This is a genomic window from Klebsiella sp. BIGb0138, assembly GCF_004342285.1.
GTDB lineage: Bacteria > Pseudomonadota > Gammaproteobacteria > Enterobacterales > Enterobacteriaceae > Klebsiella.
On record NZ_SMCV01000009.1, the window covers coordinates 43,586 to 57,511 of the forward strand.

Here is a 13,926-nt window from a genome sequence, read left to right on the forward strand (position 1 = left end):
AGCCAGCGGCTGAGTCTGTTCTTATACAAATATAAGGGGGAAATATTTTCCCCCTTATATCATGCCTTCATTATTAGGTTTCATCCTTAATCGTCTCACTCGGGCCATTCTTCTGCACCGAGGCAATTCCCTTTTTCGCCGCATCCTTCGAGGAGTACATTTCGCTGGTGGCGATGGTTTCGTGGTTATCGGCTTTTAGCAGGAAATACCAGGGCTGGGACACGCTTTTCTCGGACTTTTTAATAACGTAATACCCCATCTTTAACTCCTTTGCGCATTAACATCGACACCATGATATGTAGACCATAGCGGCTTATGCAGCAAGTCATGACCAGTAAAAATATAATTCATGAATCATTCACGCCATTTATGCTACTATTTCCATGACAAAATACTTGTGAGTAACGAAGAGGACGGAGTTAACTATGGGTATCATTTCCTGGATCATTTTTGGTCTTATTGCCGGTATTTTGGCTAAGTGGATTATGCCAGGCAAAGACGGCGGCGGTTTTATCGTCACTATCGTTCTGGGTGTTATTGGGGCAGTTGTTGGTGGCTGGATCAGTACTTTCTTTGGCTTCGGCAAGGTCGATGGGTTTAATTTCGGCAGCTTTGTCGTAGCGGTAATCGGTGCATTAGTGGTCCTGTTTATCTACAGAAAGATTAGGAGTTAATATACCACCATCATTCAGGCGGTCTTTACACCGCTGACGATGAGGTATATCGGTCTGTCATACAAAGTTCGCCACAAAATAAAAGCTGCCACGCATACTGGCAGCTTTTTTGTCGGGCAAGATTACGCCGCAAAATGATCGCGGAGTGGATCAGGGCATATCCGGCACGGGAACCACTTCCACGTGAACGGCATAATGTTTGGCGGTGCCGGTCGGGATCAGCGCGGTGAGTTTATTGATGGTTTCAGCCGGATTATCGCTGGCAACGGTGGCAGAGAAAAGAACCGGTTTTCCCGGCGGGAAGGGGTGCATCGGCATCGGGCCACGCCCCTGAGCCATAGCCATCGGCGGATGTCCGCCAGGATTGTCGCCGGGAGCAGGGCTGTCGGTTTTATCGGCCGCAAATGCGCTGGCCGCGACAACCGAAACGGTAGCTAACAGAGCAATGATTGTTCCTTTCATCTTCTTCGTACCTCTTTGGAATGTGGCTAAAATCTTAGAGGTTACGCTTTTGACGAACAATCCCACGACGGCCGAATCCTCCAAATCTCCTCATTTCATCACCAATGTGGAGTTGCGGACTGCAGGGCTGCGGTGGGCTTAGTCGAGAAGTACGCTCATCACCAGCAGTACTACCATGCACATCGACATAATACTGATATCTATCATCCTGTACGGCAAAACTCCAGGTAAGCAGCGACTCCGACGTTGTGCCGAAAACTGTAGGAAATTTAGTCAACTATTGTACACCAGCTTGCCCGTAGAGAAAAAATCTTTATTCCTGATTTATGGCCGAATTTATAACGAAAACGAATACCCTTTCCCGGATAACGGTCAGCAATTTAGGATAATGCTTATAGAATATTCTGACTCGACGTGAGATAAGGCGCTAAGTCGGCGGCGCTGTTCAAATAACAAGCTATTGATTTTGCTATTAGTGCTAATCGACTGAATGTGTGAATTTCTATTTCAAAAATAGGTATTTCCGATACACCTTTCCCATTGCCGCTCCTGTCACTTTTTCTGTTCAGATAACTTATTATTTATCAATATATTAAATTACAAAATAGTACCCTGATAACCTGCGGGTGAGGGTCTATGCTTATAAAAAGCGCGGTAAAAGGGCCTGACGGAGGAATACCCCTTCTCCAGCTGGGTTGAAGTGATAATTGTTATCATTAACATGGCGGCATGCCCTTATGGCGCTAACCAATGAGGTAGAGCTATGGAATTAGATGCAGGAACCTTCAATCCCGATGATTTTAGCTGGCGTGGTCTGATGATGACCCCCGCCGCAGCCGCCCATATCCGTGACCTGGTGAGTAAACAACCCGGGATGCAGGGGCTGCGCCTGGGCGTGAAAACCAGCGGTTGTGCCGGTTTTGGTTACGTTCTCGAAATGATTGCCGAACCGGCGCCAGACGATCTGTTGTTTGAACTTGACGGTGCGAAGCTTTGGGCGCCGCTGCAGGCAATGCCGTTTATTGATGGCACGGAGCTGGATTATGTTCGGGAAGGATTAAATGAAATCTTTAAGTTTCATAACCCGAAAGCGCAACACGAATGTGGTTGCGGTGAAAGCTTTGGGGTTCAGGCGGAGTAACTATGTCTCGTAATACTGAAGCAACTGACGATGTCAAAACCTGGTCTGACGGGCCGCTCAACTATAAAGAAGGCTTTTTCACCCAATTAAAGACCGATGAGCTGGCAAAAGGCATTAACGAAGAGGTGGTGCGGGCAATTTCCGCCCGTCGCAACGAACCCGAGTGGATGCTTGAGTTCCGGCTCAACGCGTTCAAAGCCTGGCTGGAGATGGAAGAGCCGCACTGGTTAAAGGCCCATTATGACAAGCTGAACTATCAGGATTACAGCTATTACTCGGCGCCGTCCTGCGGCAACTGCGATGACACCTGCGCGTCTGAGCCGGGCGCGGTGCAGCAAACCGGTCCGGGCGCCTATCTGACTCAGGAAGTCGAAGAGGCGTTTAATCAGCTTGGCGTGCCGGTGCGCGAAGGCCGGGAAGTGGCGGTTGACGCGATCTTCGACTCCGTTTCGGTGGCCACCACCTATCGCGAAAAGCTGGCGGAGCAGGGGATTATCTTCTGTTCGTTTGGCGAAGCCATTCACGACCACCCGGAGCTGGTGAAAAAATATCTGGGTACCGTGGTGCCTGGCAACGACAACTTCTTCGCCGCGCTGAATGCCGCGGTGGCCTCCGACGGCACCTTTATCTACGTGCCGAAAGGCGTGCGCTGCCCGATGGAACTCTCGACCTATTTCCGGATTAACGCGGAGAAAACCGGCCAGTTCGAACGCACAATCCTCGTGGCGGATGAGGGCAGCTATGTCAGCTATATCGAAGGGTGTTCTGCTCCGGTGCGCGACAGCTATCAGCTGCACGCCGCGGTGGTCGAGGTGATTATTCACAAAGACGCCGAGGTGAAATACTCCACCGTGCAGAACTGGTTCCCGGGCGATAACAACACCGGCGGGATCCTCAACTTCGTCACCAAGCGCGCGCTGTGCGAGGGTGAGAACAGCAAGATGTCGTGGACCCAGTCGGAAACCGGCTCCGCCATCACCTGGAAGTATCCGAGCTGCATCCTGCGCGGCGATAACTCCATCGGCGAGTTTTTCTCGGTGGCGCTGACCAGCGGCCATCAGCAGGCGGACACCGGTACCAAGATGATTCATATCGGGAAAAACACCCGTTCGACGATTATTTCGAAGGGGATTTCCGCCGGCAAAAGCCAGAACAGCTACCGTGGCTTAGTCAAAATTATGCCGACGGCGACCAACGCGCGTAACTTCACGCAATGCGACTCGATGCTGATTGGGCCGGACTGCGGGGCGCATACCTTCCCGTATGTGGAATGCCGTAATAACAGCGCTCAGCTGGAGCATGAAGCGACCACCTCGCGGATCGGCGAAGATCAGCTGTTCTACTGCCTGCAGCGTGGCATCAGCGAAGATGATGCCATTTCGATGATCGTCAACGGCTTCTGTAAAGACGTCTTCTCGGAGCTGCCGCTGGAGTTTGCCGTCGAAGCGCAAAAACTGCTGGCCATCAGTCTCGAACACAGCGTCGGCTAAGCGCCAGGCTTTACGAATTAAGGGAAATCAGATGTTAAGTATTAAAAATTTGCAGGTCGCCGTTGAAGACAAAGAGATCCTGCGCGGGTTGAATCTGGAAATCCGTCCTGGCGAAGTGCACGCCATCATGGGGCCGAACGGTTCCGGGAAAAGCACCCTCTCCGCGACGCTGGCCGGGCGCGAGGACTATGAAGTCATCGGCGGTAGCGTGGAGTTCAAAGGCAAAGATTTGCTGACCCTGGCGCCGGAGGACCGCGCGGGCGAAGGCATCTTTATGGCCTTCCAGTACCCGGTAGAGATCCCCGGCGTCAGCAATCAGTTCTTCCTGCAAACCGCGCTGAATGCGGTACGCGACTATCGCGGCCAGGAAGAGCTGGATCGCTTTGACTTCCAGGATCTGATGGAAGAGAAAATTAAGCTGCTGAAGATGCCGGAAGATTTGCTGACCCGTTCGGTCAACGTCGGTTTTTCCGGCGGCGAGAAGAAGCGCAACGATATCCTGCAGATGGCGGTTCTGGAGCCTGAACTGTGCATTCTTGATGAGTCGGATTCCGGACTGGACATTGACGCCCTGAAGATTGTTTCTGAAGGCGTTAACGCGCTGCGCGACGGCAAGCGCGCCTTTATTATCGTGACCCACTACCAGCGTATTCTCGACTATATCAAGCCAGATTACGTCCACGTGCTGTATCAGGGGCGGATTGTAAAATCCGGCGACTTTACTCTGGTCAAACAACTGGAGGAGCAGGGCTATGGCTGGCTTACCGAACAGCAGTAACGCGCTGCAGCAGTGGCATCATCTGTTTGAGGCGCAGGGCGAGCAGCGAGCGCCTGAGGCGCGGCAACATCTTCAACAGATGCTGCGCCTGGGGCTGCCGACGCGCAAACATGAGAACTGGAAATATACCCCGCTGGACGCGTTGGTCAACGGCACCTTTGTAGCCCTCGCTCCCGGCACCTTGACCGCGGCGCAGCGCGACGAACGGGCGCTGGCGGTGGACGGCTGGCGTCTGGTGTTTATCGACGGGCAGTTCAGCGCGGCGTTAAGCGACGATCTGGCCGATAGCGGCTATGAGGTTAGCGTCGATAATCAACGTCAGTCGTTGCCGGATGCGGTGCAGCCGGAGGTGTTCCTGCACCTGACGGAGAGCCTGGCGCAGACGGTGACCCGCATCCGCGTGAAACGCCATCAACGTCCCGCGAAGCCGCTGCTGCTGATGCACGTGACGCGCGGCCTGGCGGGTGAAGAGTTCAACACCGCCCACTATCGCCACCATCTTGAGCTGGAGAGCGGTGCCGAGGCCACCATCATTGAGCACTATCTGAGCCTGGATGAGCATCGCCACTTCACCGGCGCGCGCCTGACCATGTCGGTAGCGGATAACGCCCACCTGCAGCATATCAAGCTGGCGTTTGAAAACGCGCAAAGCTACCACTTTGCCCATAATGACCTCTCCCTTGGGCGCGACGCCTCGGCCTTCAGCAGCAGTTTCCTGCTCGGTGGGGCGGTGTTGCGTCACCACACCAGCACCCAGCTGCAGGGCGAGAACAGCAACCTGCGGATCAACTCTCTGGCGATGCCGGTGAATAACGAGGTTTGCGACAGCCGCACCTGGCTGGACCATAACGTCGGCTACTGCAACAGCCGCCAGCTGCACAAAATGATCGTCAGCGACAAAGGACGGGCGGTGTTTAATGGCCTGATTAATGTTGCGAAGCACGCGATGAAAACCGATGGGCAGATGACCAACAACAATTTGCTGCTGGGGCGTCTGGCGGAGGTGGATACCAAGCCGCAGCTGGAAATTTACGCCGATGACGTCAAGTGCAGCCACGGCGCCACCATCGGGCGGATTGATGACGAACAGCTGTTCTATCTCCGTTCGCGGGGCATTACCCAGCAGGCGGCGCAGCATATGATCCTGTACGCTTTCGCCGCCGAACTGACGGAAGCGATCGGCGATGAGGCGCTGAGGAAACAGATCCTGATGCGCATCGGCCAGCGGTTACCGGGGGAAAAAGCATGACATTTTCTGTTGAACGGATACGCGCGGATTTTCCGGTGCTCAGCCGGGAGGTTAACGGTCAACCGCTGGTCTATCTCGACAGCGCCGCCAGCGCGCAAAAACCGGAAGCGGTGATTCGCGCCGAGGCGGAGTTCTATCGTCACGGCTATGCCGCGGTCCACCGCGGTATTCATACCCTCAGCGCGGAAGCGACGGCGCGCATGGAGCAGGTGCGCCAGCAGGCGGCAACCTTCCTCAACGCCCGTTCAGCGGAGGAGCTGGTCTTTGTCCGCGGTACCACCGAAGGGATCAACCTGGTCGCCAACAGCTGGGGTAACGCCAACGTCGGCGCCGGGGATAACATCATCATCAGCGCGATGGAACATCACGCCAATATCGTCCCATGGCAGATGCTCTGCGCCCGGGTGGGGGCGGAGCTGCGGGTGATTCCGCTGAACCCGGACGGTACCTTACAGCTGGACGCGATACCGGCGCTGTTTGATGAGCGAACCCGTCTGCTGGCGATCGCGCAGGTTTCCAACGTGCTGGGGACGGAAAACCCGCTGGCGGCTTTAATCCCGCTGGCCCATCAGCACGGGGCTAAAGTGCTGGTGGACGGCGCGCAGGCGGTGATGCACCACCCGGTGGACGTTCAGGCGCTGGATTGCGATTTTTATGTCTTCTCCGGGCATAAGCTGTACGGCCCGACCGGGATTGGCATTCTGTATGTCAAAGAGGCGCTGCTGCAGGAGATGCCGCCGTGGGAAGGGGGCGGGTCGATGATTGCGACCGTCAGCCTGACGGAAGGCACCACCTGGGCGAAAGCGCCGTGGCGCTTCGAAGCGGGGACGCCGAATACCGGCGGGATTATCGGCCTTGGCGCGGCGCTGGACTATGTCAGCGCGCTCGATCTGCGGCATATCGCGGAATATGAGCAGACCCTGATGCGCTATGCGCAGCAGGAACTGGCGAAGGTTCCCGATTTAACGGTGTATGGCCCGGAGCATCGGCTGGGGGTAATTGCCTTTAATCTCGGGGCGCATCATGCCTACGATGTGGGGAGCTTCCTCGATAACTATGGTATTGCCATCAGAACCGGTCATCACTGCGCGATGCCGTTGATGGCGTTCTATCGTGTTCCGGCCATGTGTCGGGCGTCGCTGGCGATGTACAATACCACGGAAGAGGTGGATCGACTGGTTGCAGGACTTCAGCGAATTCACAAGTTATTAGGCTAAGGGAAGCAATCATGGCAGCGTTACCGGATAAAGACAAACTGCTGCGCAACTTTAGTCGTTGCGCCAACTGGGAAGAGAAGTACCTTTATATTATTGAGCTCGGCCAGCGGCTGGCGCCGCTGAGTGAGGAAGAGCATAGCGCGCAAAATATCATCCAGGGCTGCCAAAGCCAGGTGTGGATTGTGGTCGAACGGCGCGACGGCGGCACGCTTGCGCTGCGCGGCGATAGCGATGCGGCTATCGTGAAAGGGCTGATTGCCGTGGTGTTTATTCTCTACGACCAGATGACGGCGCAGGATATCACCGACTTTGACGTCCGGCCGTGGTTCGAGAAAATGGCGCTGACGCAACATCTGACGCCTTCGCGGTCGCAGGGGCTGGAAGCCATGATTCGCGCAATTCGCGCGAAAGCCGCAAATCTTAGCTAGAATAAACAGGTAGATTTCATTCTGTTACGTCAGGCCGCTGCGCATGCCGGCCTGACCGCAGATCCTGGCGTTTTATCAGCGAAAGAAGGAATCTCAGTATGAAACGCGCATCTCTCATCACCGTAGCCCTTCTGACAGCCCTGAGCGTGCAGCATAGCGCATGGGCGGTAGATTACCCTCTTCCTCCAGCGAACAGCCGGCTCATCGGGCAGAATCAATTCTGGACGGTGCAGGAAGGTGAACGCAATCTGCAGGCGATCGCCCGGCATTTTGACACGGCGGCGATGCTGATCCTTGAAGCGAACGATACCCTTGCTCCGGTAGATCCTCAGCCGGGTACGCAGGTGCTCATCCCTTCGCAGATGCTGCTGCCGGATGTTCCTCGCGAGGGGATTGTCGTGAATCTGGCGGAACTGCGTTTGTACTATTTCCCGCCGGGGCAAAATCAGGTGCAGGTTTATCCCCTTGGCATCGGCCAGTTAGGGCTGGAGACGCCGGAGATGACCACCCGCGTGGGGCAGAAGATCCCCAATCCGACCTGGACGCCGACGGCGGGCATCCGCGCGCGCTCGCTGGAGAAAGGCATCAAACTGCCGCCGGTGATCCCGGCGGGGCCGAATAACCCGTTAGGGCGCTATGCGCTGCGCCTGGCGTATGGTAACGGCGAATATCTTATTCATGGCACCAATGCCCCGGACAGCGTTGGCCTGCGGGTCAGTTCAGGCTGCATGCGGATGAACGCCGCCGATATTCAGGCGCTGTTTAACCAGGTGAAAACCGGAACCCCGGTACGCGTCATCAACCAGCCGGTGAAGTATGCGGTTGAGCCCGACGGCAAACGCTACGTCGAGGTCCATCGACCGCTATCGCAGGATGAGACCGGCAACACCCGTACGCTTGCCTACACGCTGCCTGCCGCGTTTCATCAGTTTGCCGGGGATAAAGCGGTAGACGAGGCGCAGCTTAACAAGGCATTGTCCAGACGGGCAGGTTACCCGGTCGTCGTCTCCGGCAGCGCGGATACATCCTCAGAAGGGGCGATGTCGGCGCAGAACGCACCGCGGGATGACGCGCAAAGAGTGCAGTAATCAGGACGCAGAGGGCAAAAAAAATGGCGCACAATGTGCGCCATTTTTATTACACAGGTACTATTACTTACGGTATTTAGTAGCCTGGTTGTCCAGACGCTGGTTAGCGCGTGCTGCGTCGTCTTTAGCAGCCTGGACGTCAGAACGCATTGCGTTCACGTCGTTGCTCAGCTGGTCAACTTTAGCGTTCAGAGTCTGAACGTCAGAAGACAGCTGATCGATTTTAGCATTGCTGGAGCAACCAGCCAGCAGAGTAGAACCCAGGATTACCGCGCCCAGTACCAGTTTAGTACGATTCATTATTAATACCCTCTAGATTGAGTTAATCTCCATGTAGCGTTACAAGTATTACACAAACTTTTTTGGGATGAGAATATTTTTTTACGGTAATACGCTTATTTTTGATCGTTCGCTCAAAGAAACATCGAATTTGCTGCGTTGGTTTAAAAATCTGTGTGAAAACAGCACGCTTCCATCGGATTCATCTTAGATAATCTCTTATTAGATAGTAAATTCCGATTTGCATTTTTATTAACAGTAGCCAGGGGTTGAATAAAAAAAAGCGCCTGCGAAGAGGCGCCTTTAAAAAGCGAATTAACCTGTAAATTATTACAGCACGTGCACGGATGCCGTATTGGTGGTTCCGCTCGGGACCAGCGCACCAGAGACCATGACCACCACGTCGCCTTTGCGCGCCAGGCCGCTCTGCAGCGCCAGTTCTTTACCCAGGATGTAGAAATCGTCGGTAGAGGCTAGCTGCTCAACCAGCAGCGGCACAACGCCTTTGGTCAGCACCAGCTGACGAGCGGTCGTTTCGTTGGTGGTCAGCGCCAGGATGGTGGCATCCGGGAAATATTTACGTACGGCACGCGCAGATTTACCGCCTTTGGTCGCGACAACGATCAGCGGCGCTTCCAGTTTTTCAGCGGTTTCCACCGCACCACGGCACACGGCTTCGGTGATGCGCAGTTTGCGGTTGTCGTTGTTGAATTCCAGACGGCTGGTCATCACGCGGTCAGTACGCTCGCAGATGGTTGCCATGATGGTGACCGCTTCCAGCGGGTATTTGCCTTTCGCGGATTCGCCAGACAGCATGACGGCGTCGGTACCGTCGAGGATGGCGTTCGCCACGTCGCCGGCTTCCGCACGGGTCGGACGCGGGTTTTTGATCATCGAATCCAGCATCTGTGTTGCGGTGATAACCACTTTACGCGCGCGGATACATTTTTCGATGATCATTTTCTGCGCGAAGATCACTTCTTCAACCGGGATTTCAACGCCCATGTCGCCACGCGCAACCATGATGCCGTCAGAGGCTTCGAGGATTTCGTCGAAGTTGTTCAGGCCTTCCTGGTTTTCAATTTTGGAGATGATCTGAATGTTGTCGCCGCCGTGGGCTTTCAGGTGCTCGCGAATTTCCACCACGTCGGAACGCTTGCGGATGAATGAGGCCGCCACGAAGTCAACGCCTTGCTCACAGCCGAAGATCAGGTCCTGTTTGTCTTTTTCTGCCAGCGCCGGCAGGGCGATGGAAACGCCCGGCAGGTTAACGCCCTTGTTTTCGCCCAGGTCGCCGTTGTTCAGCACTTTACAGATGACGTTTTTACCTTCGATAGCGGTCACTTCCATCCCGATCAGGCCATCGTCGACCAGGACGGTGTTGCCGACGGACAGGTCAGTGGTAAAACCTTCATAGGTCACGGCAACGATTTCGTTGTTGCCAACCACGGATTTGTCGGTGGTGAAGGTGAAAGTCTGACCGGCTTTCAGGGAGACGTCGTTACCGCCTTCCAGTTTGATGGTACGAATTTCCGGACCTTTGGTGTCCAGCAGGATAGCCGCAGTCTTACCGGTTTTGCTCAACACGTTGCGCAGGTTCTGGATGCGCTGACCGTGTTCTGCATAGTCACCGTGAGAGAAGTTCAGACGCATGACGTTCATGCCCGCGTCCAGCATTTTGGACAGCATCTCTTCGGATTCGGTTTTCGGACCGATGGTGCAAACAATTTTGGTCTTTTTCATGAAAGTTTTAGTCTTTAAGTTGTGAAGGATATGGAAATCTCGCTCCGTGGGCGCACAGCCGGGGAGTCAAACCTGTATTGCGAAAGTTGCTATGCCACGCTCTAAGAATAGGTGACAACAAAAGAGCGTGCAGAAGAAAGTGTGCTGGCGGTTCAGCCCATGAAAAGAGGCAGTATTTTATGCGTTTAGTCGTGCAGTCCAATGCGCTGAAACCATTCAAGAAAGAATCGGTGGGCATTATACGACGAGGAAACAGAAAAGGAAAATGAAAACGACGTTTCATTTTATGCCATAAAAATGTAACAAAACTCACACTCATTCCAATCTTATGTGCAACACAATTTTTCGCCAGCCGCTAAGCTAACTGCCCGAAACAGCGCGGTTTTCCGGCGGGTTCGGCCATGAAAATACCCCGTTGAAAGCGAAACGCCGTACTGGTTTGCTTTATGGCGAAAACATATCAATAATGATTTGATTGATAATGATAATTTGTGAGTCGGTTACCATGGGAAATAAAGCAAAAGACGACGAGTTGTATCAGGAAATGTGCCGGGTGGTGGGGAAAGTGGTGCTTGAAATGCGCGACCTTGGCCAGGAGCCAAAACATATCGTCATTGCCGGGGTCGTCCGCACCTCGCTGGCCAACCCGAAAATCGCCCGCTCCGAATTGACCCGCGCCGCGATGGAAAAAGTGGTGCACGCCTTATCCGGGCACGAATAACATTCCCGGTCCGCAGGCCGGGATGATTCAGGAGATCACAAACCGAACCACCGCTTTTACCGCAATCTCACAGTGGTGGGCGACCATCTCTTCGTCGTCGATGGCCGGCAGCGGGTCATCAAGATACAGGCTGCTGAAGGTGTAGAAATTTGAAACCTGATAAAAGCTAAAGCTGCTGATCAGGCGATGGACGTCACGCGCCTGGAGCCCCTCCTGAAAAATTCCCTGCTGCTGCCCGCGCTGGAGAATATCCTGCAGAATTGACAGGGCGGTTCGATTCAGCGGCTTCAGCTCTCCCGATGCGGGCAACCACTTGCCACGCTGCATATTTTCCATGCAGATAACCCGCATATAGTCCGCGTGGGTGGCATGATAGCGCACGCTCCACTTCACCAGCTGCACCAGCGCTTCCACCGGCGGCAGATGTTCCAGCCCGAGCTGCTGCTCGGTCTCGCGGATCCGCGAGTAGACGTGTTGCAGCACCGCCTGATACAGCTGCTCCTTGGTTTTGAAGTAGTAAACCACCATGCGCTTGGTGGTCTGCGCTTCGGTCGCAATCTGCTCCATGCGCGCCCCTGACAGACCATGCTCGGCGAAGACGACGATCGCGGCGGCGAAAATCCGCTCCTTCAGGGATTGTGCTTCATCATGAGCAACGACAGACATAACCACTCCTTTTTTCTGAGAGACAAAAAATACACATAATGATCACAAATTAGCAACCTTGTGTGGCGTGAGTGAACCAAATGATACATATTCAGTGCTCACGTCTGTTGATGACACGAGGACCTATGCTGCGATCCATTGCCACCGTCTCGATTTCCGGCACTCTGCCTGAAAAGCTCCATGCTATTGCGGCTGCGGGTTATCAAGGCGTCGAAATCTTCGAAAACGATCTCCTCTATTATACCGGCACGCCGGCGGATATTCGCAATCTGGCGGCTGATTTAGGGCTAAAAATCACGCTTTTTCAACCCTTTCGCGATTTTGAAGGGGCCAGTCGTACGCAATTTGCGGCCAATATGGCGCGGGCGAAGCGCAAATTCGCCCTGATGCATGAGCTGGGCTGCGACACGATGCTGCTATGCAGTAACGTGCAGCCGGACTGCTCCGCCGATTTTTCGCTGCAGGTGGCGGATCTCGCCGCGCTGGCCGCGCTGGCTGAAGAGGAAAATATCACTATTGGCTATGAGGCGCTGGCCTGGGGCACCCACGTTAACCTCTGGTATCAGGCCTGGGAGCGGGTGAAGAGCGTCAACAGTCCGGCGCTCGGTATCGTCCTCGATAGCTTTCATATCCTCGCCCGCGGCGACACGCTGCAGCGTCTGGATGAAGTCCCGGTGGAAAAAATCACCTTTCTGCAGTTGGCCGATGCGCCGCTGATGAAGATGGATGTTCTTGAATGGAGCCGCCATTTCCGTTGCTTCCCGGGGCAGGGGCAGCTGCCGCTGGTGGAATTTGCCGGTGAGCTGACCCGCTGCGGCTATCGGGGGCCCTGGTCGCTGGAGATCTTCAACGACGGCTTCCGCGCCTCGCCGAATGGCGCCACGGCGAAAGATGGCTATCGCGCGTTGCAGTGGCTGGAAGAGCAGACCCGGGCGCAGCTGCCGGACAGCGACGCCGCGCTGTTCGCCCCACCGCCGTTAACAGACTATCTCGGCCTGGAGTTTATCGAATTTGCCGCCAGCGCCGCCGACGCGCAAGCCCTTGGCCAGCGTCTGGCCCAGCTGGGCTTTTGCCTGCAGGGGAGCCATCGTTCAAAACAGGTGGCGCTGTGGCGCAACGGCGGCGCGCGCACCATCGTCAACTCTCAGCCCCACAGCTGGGCCGACCATTTTCATCAACGCCACGGCGTGTCGCTGTGCGCCATGGCGTTGCGCGTCAGCTGCAGCGCGACCATCGTTGAACGCGCCCGCGCCTACGGCTATGCCACCTGGCAGGGAGATGCCGGGCCCAATGAAAGCCCCATCCCGGCGATTTGCGCGCCTGACGGCAGTCTTATCTATCTGGTCGAGGCCGGTGACGATATCTACGCCCGCGATTTCCATCTGCGCGACGCGCCGACCCTGCGCGATGACTACAGCGGGATCGATCATCTGGCACTGGGGATGGAGGCGGATAGCCGCGATAACTGGATTATCTTTTTCCGCACCGTCTTCGGTTTTAGCCTTGAACATGAGCAGACCCTGCCGGATCCCTATGGCCTGGTGCGGAGCCTTGCGGTACACAGCCCGCAGGGCAATATCCGTCTGGCGTTGAATATTTCCCAGAGCCGCGCCACGCAGATTGCCCGTTCTGTCGCCTGCTATCAGGGGGCGGGATTGCAGCACGCCGCCTTTGCCTGTCGGGACCTGCCGGCGACGCTGGATGGCCTGCCGCAGGTCTCCCTCAATGCGCTGCCGATCCCGGCGAACTACTACGAGGATTTGCAGGCGCGCTTTGGCGAAGAGACGCAGGTGGCGACGCTGAAGCGCCTGCAAATTCTTTATGACCGCGATGCTCGCGGCGGCGAATTTCTGCATTTATACACCCGACCGTTCTCTGCGGGGCGCTTTTTCTTTGAATTGACCGAAAGACGTGATGGCTACGCGCAGTATGGCGCGGTGAATGCGGCCGTTCGTCTGTCGGCGATGCAGTACGCTTAGTTTGTATCAAA

15 protein-coding genes are annotated in these 13,926 nt (G+C 55.3%); 10 read left to right on the forward strand and 5 right to left on the reverse strand.

Annotation, left to right across the window (positions count from 1 at the left end):
• Positions 1-73: 73 nt before the first annotated feature.
• A complete protein-coding gene (locus tag EDF73_RS19170; protein ID WP_132730649.1) occupies positions 74-259 on the reverse strand; it encodes a YegP family protein in 186 nt (61 codons plus the stop codon).
• 166 nt (positions 260-425) lie between these two features.
• On the opposite strand from EDF73_RS19170, the gene EDF73_RS19175 reads away from it, so the two are divergent.
• Positions 426-674, forward strand: a complete 249-nt coding sequence (locus EDF73_RS19175) for a GlsB/YeaQ/YmgE family stress response membrane protein (protein WP_132730650.1) — start codon at positions 426-428, stop codon at positions 672-674.
• 150 nt (positions 675-824) lie between these two features.
• Here EDF73_RS19175 and EDF73_RS19180 read toward each other — a convergent pair whose 3' ends face one another.
• Positions 825-1,136: a hypothetical protein gene (locus tag EDF73_RS19180; protein ID WP_132730651.1), complete on the reverse strand. Its 312-nt coding sequence runs from the start codon at positions 1,134-1,136 to the stop codon at positions 825-827.
• Between the two features lie 763 nt (positions 1,137-1,899).
• Between EDF73_RS19180 and sufA the strand changes: the two genes are divergently transcribed.
• The 7 genes from sufA to EDF73_RS19215 all read left to right on the forward strand — a co-directional run bounded on the left by sufA (position 1,900) and on the right by EDF73_RS19215 (position 8,527).
• Positions 1,900-2,277 carry a Fe-S cluster assembly scaffold SufA gene (gene sufA, locus EDF73_RS19185; RefSeq protein WP_132730652.1) on the forward strand — a complete coding sequence of 126 codons (378 nt, stop codon included), beginning with the start codon at positions 1,900-1,902 and terminating at the stop codon, positions 2,275-2,277.
• Positions 2,278-2,279: 2 nt separating this feature from the next.
• Positions 2,280-3,767 carry a Fe-S cluster assembly protein SufB gene (gene sufB, locus EDF73_RS19190; protein ID WP_132730653.1) on the forward strand — a complete coding sequence of 496 codons (1,488 nt, stop codon included), beginning with the start codon at positions 2,280-2,282 and terminating at the stop codon, positions 3,765-3,767.
• Between the two features lie 31 nt (positions 3,768-3,798).
• On the forward strand, positions 3,799-4,545 hold the full coding sequence (gene sufC / locus EDF73_RS19195; RefSeq protein ID WP_132730654.1) for a Fe-S cluster assembly ATPase SufC: 747 nt from the start codon (positions 3,799-3,801) through the stop codon (positions 4,543-4,545).
• Positions 4,520-5,794, forward strand: a complete 1,275-nt coding sequence (gene sufD, locus EDF73_RS19200) for a Fe-S cluster assembly protein SufD (RefSeq protein WP_132730655.1) — start codon at positions 4,520-4,522, stop codon at positions 5,792-5,794. Before sufC ends, sufD begins: the two co-directional genes overlap by 26 nt.
• Positions 5,791-7,011 (forward strand): cysteine desulfurase SufS, encoded by a 1,221-nt coding sequence (gene sufS / locus EDF73_RS19205; protein ID WP_132730656.1) that lies wholly within the window; start codon positions 5,791-5,793, stop codon positions 7,009-7,011. The genes sufD and sufS overlap by 4 nt, the downstream gene beginning before the upstream one ends.
• Before the next feature lie 11 nt (positions 7,012-7,022).
• Positions 7,023-7,439: a cysteine desulfuration protein SufE gene (gene sufE / locus EDF73_RS19210; RefSeq protein WP_132730657.1), complete on the forward strand. Its 417-nt coding sequence runs from the start codon at positions 7,023-7,025 to the stop codon at positions 7,437-7,439.
• A 98-nt stretch (positions 7,440-7,537) separates the two neighbouring features.
• Positions 7,538-8,527 (forward strand): L,D-transpeptidase family protein, encoded by a 990-nt coding sequence (locus tag EDF73_RS19215; RefSeq protein ID WP_132730658.1) that lies wholly within the window; start codon positions 7,538-7,540, stop codon positions 8,525-8,527.
• A 63-nt stretch (positions 8,528-8,590) separates the two neighbouring features.
• Here EDF73_RS19215 and lpp read toward each other — a convergent pair whose 3' ends face one another.
• Positions 8,591-8,827, reverse strand: a complete 237-nt coding sequence (gene lpp, locus EDF73_RS19220; RefSeq protein WP_001082307.1) for a murein lipoprotein Lpp — start codon at positions 8,825-8,827, stop codon at positions 8,591-8,593.
• 309 nt (positions 8,828-9,136) lie between these two features.
• Complete coding sequence (gene pykF, locus EDF73_RS19225; protein WP_132730659.1) at positions 9,137-10,549, reverse strand: pyruvate kinase PykF; 1,413 nt, start codon at positions 10,547-10,549, stop codon at positions 9,137-9,139.
• Positions 10,550-11,054: 505 nt separating this feature from the next.
• Between pykF and fumD the strand changes: the two genes are divergently transcribed.
• Positions 11,055-11,270 carry a fumarate hydratase FumD gene (gene fumD / locus EDF73_RS19230; RefSeq protein ID WP_132730660.1) on the forward strand — a complete coding sequence of 72 codons (216 nt, stop codon included), beginning with the start codon at positions 11,055-11,057 and terminating at the stop codon, positions 11,268-11,270.
• Positions 11,271-11,297: 27 nt separating this feature from the next.
• On the opposite strand, the gene EDF73_RS19235 is transcribed toward fumD, so the two are convergent.
• Positions 11,298-11,936: a TetR/AcrR family transcriptional regulator gene (locus EDF73_RS19235; protein ID WP_132730661.1), complete on the reverse strand. Its 639-nt coding sequence runs from the start codon at positions 11,934-11,936 to the stop codon at positions 11,298-11,300.
• 125 nt (positions 11,937-12,061) lie between these two features.
• On the opposite strand from EDF73_RS19235, the gene EDF73_RS19240 reads away from it, so the two are divergent.
• On the forward strand, positions 12,062-13,915 hold the full coding sequence (locus EDF73_RS19240) for a sugar phosphate isomerase/epimerase and 4-hydroxyphenylpyruvate domain-containing protein (RefSeq protein ID WP_132730662.1): 1,854 nt from the start codon (positions 12,062-12,064) through the stop codon (positions 13,913-13,915).
• Positions 13,916-13,926 lie beyond the last annotated feature (11 nt).